The organism is Aquiflexum sp., from assembly GCF_041749095.1.
Taxonomy (GTDB): domain Bacteria; phylum Bacteroidota; class Bacteroidia; order Cytophagales; family Cyclobacteriaceae; genus Aquiflexum.
Genome location: NZ_JBGTCA010000206.1, coordinates 1 through 2,359 on the forward strand (window position 1 = coordinate 1; position 2,359 = coordinate 2,359).

Annotated in this window: 2 protein-coding genes; both read left to right on the top strand. The window is 40.4% G+C overall.

Annotated features, from left to right (window positions below; all coding sequences use genetic code 11):
* On the top strand, positions 1-1,961 hold a 1,961-nt coding region (locus tag ACEW8O_RS10100), incomplete at its 5' end, for a S8 family peptidase (RefSeq protein WP_373494508.1).
* Between the two features lie 4 nt (positions 1,962-1,965).
* A complete protein-coding gene (locus ACEW8O_RS10105; protein WP_373494509.1) occupies positions 1,966-2,235 on the top strand; it encodes a hypothetical protein in 270 nt (89 codons plus the stop codon).
* The last annotated feature ends 124 nt before the right edge of the window (positions 2,236-2,359 follow it).

Here is a 2,359-nt window from a genome sequence, read left to right on the forward strand (position 1 = left end):
AAAGTGATCAGGAAGTATGGTGGGAAGTATGGTTAGATATAACTACCTCATCAGAAGAAATTGTCCGAGCAGAGATTATTGATCGATTACAGATGTTTGGAGTTCAAATCTCCTCTCGGTTTTTGATTTTTCCGGAGCACCTTGTGATACTAGTAAAGGGGAGTGCCAAACAACTGGCTGAACCTCTGCTATATTCTCAATACCTAGATGAATTAAGAAAACCAGTAGAGTTATCAGATGCTTTTACATCCATGGAAATTCCTGAACAAAAAGATTGGATAGCCAACTTAGCTCAGCAATTAGAAATTCAGGAAAATCCTAACTTGTCAGTATGCCTTTTGGATTCTGGCATCAATGAAAACCATCCCTTACTGACACATTTGAAATCAATTATCCATGTGGACACTGTAGATCCGTCATGGGGGACTAATGATTCTTGGAGTTTCCCAGGTCACGGGACAGCCATGTCAGGAATCATTCTTTTTGGGGATTTATCGGAAGCGTTATTAGCTAAGGATAGCATTAGAATTTTCCATCGATTGGAAAGTGTTAAGTTGATTCAACAATCAAGGCCAACAGAGCCAGATCAATATGGTGCAGTTACAGAAGAAGCTATTGCTAGAGTAGAGACAAATCCCATAGACCTAAGGGTTTTCTGTATGGCCATCACTGCTGATGGAGATACCCACTTTGGCAGGCCAAGCTCTTGGTCTGCGGCAATTGACAAATCAGCCTTTGGAGAAGAAGATTGGAAACGGTTAATATTGGTTTCAGCAGGAAATATTCCAAATCATAGATGGCTGGAATACCCTATATCCAATCAGGATTATAGCATACACGACCCCGCCCAAGCTTTTAATGCACTGACGGTTGGTGCATATACGTTGGAAGACAGAATTGATCTATCCAGATACCCGGGAGCAACTCTCTTGGCTCAAAGGGGGCAGTTAGCTCCTTCAAGCAGTACAAGCATGACTTGGGGAAAAGAATGGGCTATCAAACCAGAGATTGTCTTGGAGGGCGGAAATGCGGCAGATTGGAATGGTGGTCTTTGTGATCCTGATTCCTTGGTGCCTTTAAGCATTTCCAAAGGAGGAATGGCAAACTCACAATTCACCACTTTTGGAGAAACCTCCTCTGCCACGGCTTTTGCAAGTAAATTTGCTGCTAATATTTTGGAAAATTACCCGACAATTTGGCCAGAAACAGTACGGGCATTGGTGGTTCATGCTGCTCAATGGACGGATCAAATGTTAGGAAATAAGAAAATTGAAGATCTCTCAGCTTCGGAAAAAATTCAACTTCTAAGAACAGTAGGTTATGGAGTACCTTTCTTGCCTTCTGCCTTGTACACCTTACAGAATTCCGTGTCCTTGGTAATTCAAGAAACCATTAAACCCTATATAATTGAAAAAAGCACTGTCAAGGCTAATGAATGCCATGTGTTCACCCTTCCATGGCCAGAACAACAACTTTTGGAAATGGGAAGTACACAGGTCAGATTAAATGTGACGCTCTCCTATTTCATAGAACCTAACCCGGGCAGTAAACGCTATGCGCGAGCCAACAATTATGCTTCATTTGGTCTCCGTTTTAAATTGAAGGATACCAATGAAACTTCGACTTCCTTTTTGGCAAGGATCAATAAAGAAGCCAGAACAGCTTTAGAGGAGGACTATCAGCAAGAAGGACGGGAAAACTGGGCAATCGGTCAAAAAATACGGGACAAAGGCTCGATCCATAGAGATATCTGGATAGGTAATGCAGCTGACCTGGCTACCAAAAACGAACTGGCCATCATTCCAACCGGAGGCTGGTGGAAATCTAGACCTATACATCAGCGCTACAAAAAATCTGTCCGATACAGCCTGATCATCAACATAGAAACTGACTCAGAAGATATCTTGACACCGATTTTGAATGAATTGAAGGTGGGGATTGATGTCTTAAATATTTCCTAATGATATGCTTAATTGGAGAGACATAAAATCTGAAAAACCTGAAATCGGACAAATTGTAATCCTTTCAGATCAAAAAATCACAGATTTCAGAAAATGGACTTTAGGGCAGTTTTTAGAGAATGACGATAAAACGGCCTATGGATTATTAATTCAATCTGATAAAATCGTTAAACCTGATAGTTTTGCTTTTTGGACACCATTTCTAATAAAAGACTTAGGAGTTCCGGGAGACTATAAATTAGAGGAGTTACCACAATATGTAGTCGGTAATTGAATATGCACCAAAAATGGTAATCAGGAATACACCAAAAATGGCAACAGGAATGCACCACTTTGTAAATATACCCAGGTTAATTATTGTTTTCAAAGAAAGATTTTCTGTTTTCCATTCTATAACT

What these genes read in the sequence shown, in the direction of transcription:
- ACEW8O_RS10105 (WP_373494509.1), top strand. Translation starts at nt 1,966, where the DNA reads ATGCTTAATTGGAGAGACATAAAATCTGAAAAACCTGAAATCGGACAA.